The sequence below is a fragment of the Paenisporosarcina sp. P4_D4 genome (assembly GCF_056401835.1).
The window spans coordinates 1-1,111 of the sequence record NZ_JBFUIO010000319.1 but is presented as its reverse complement, the minus strand read 5'-3'; the positions used below and the strand labels follow the sequence as shown (position 1 = coordinate 1,111).

Below are 1,111 nucleotides of genomic sequence, written 5' to 3'. Positions count from 1 at the left end.
GGTACATTATAAAAGTGAAGGTACAAGAAGTAGAGAATTAAACTCACTGTTAGATCGCTTAATGGAAGCACACAGTTCTAGAGATAATTATCACCATGAAGTACCTATAACTAGACAAATCAAAAAATACATTGTAGAAGAAAGTGATATTTTACCAAACATTAAAGATAAGCTCATAAAAACAATATTGATATGTAGAATTGGTAATGGAAATTGGTATTGTGATGGAGTCTCACCGGGGGCAAAATCTGTTTATGATGAGATAATAAAACTATTTAATTCAAAGCAGATTAATACTTTAATTAAGTTTATGACTGAACCTGAAGTCCGTAATCAATTTCATACAGGAAATTGTGTTTTCCAAACAAAGCAGTTACTAGAAATAATTAATTTGGATTTACAAGAAGCTAGAACAAGAGAAGCAATAGAATTTATTATAGGAAATATCGATAATTATAAAACTAAAATTTTCGCAACTAAGGAACTTAAAGATTGTTTGAAGTTTCTATAAAATAGATTTCCTTAATCAAAGCTAGGGATTTTGCATAATTAAGTAATCGATAGAGTCTTATACAACTCGTCCAAGCTTGATTCTTTTACTATAAAGATTAGAAGAAGATAAAATTCTTCTTMTTTTTTATGTGTTATCAAAAAGTTGTTTTCAAATTCAATACATAAAAATGAAGCTCCGACTAAAATTTTTCAAAGAGCAAAATATCAGTGTTGTAGTAAAGCTAAAATCTCTAAGTATCTGTTGTAAATTAAGAATATACATCACATCCAAAGGCGGTTATTTTTGTGGAAATAATACCACTTTCTAAGCTATCGACTGTATACGGAGTTCATGATTTACTTAATAAAACTACGAACGCAATTAAAGTTAGAGAACCTGGTGAAATCATCAATATAAATATTAGTAATTTGAAATACATAACACCCATAGGATTTACAGGCCTTTTATCAATAATTAACTACTTAGACAAAGAATATGAATTGAAAATTAAAGTTCCTTTGGATGAAAAACCGATTACTTACATGGAGAGGATGAATTTTTTAGAAATTTGCGGTGAAAATATAAAAGCCCAATTTGAACAACAAGTGAATATGGATC

General features: G+C 28.5%; 2 protein-coding genes. Both read left to right on the top strand.

What is annotated here, in order from left to right; translation table 11 throughout:
* Window positions 1–511 (top strand): hypothetical protein (locus AC1DSL_RS18520; RefSeq protein ID WP_477533372.1); only part of this gene is annotated, 511 nt, incomplete at its 5' end.
* A 287-nt stretch (window positions 512–798) separates the two neighbouring features.
* The coding region (locus tag AC1DSL_RS18515) for a hypothetical protein (RefSeq protein WP_477533371.1) at window positions 799–1,111 on the top strand (313 nt) is incomplete at its 3' end.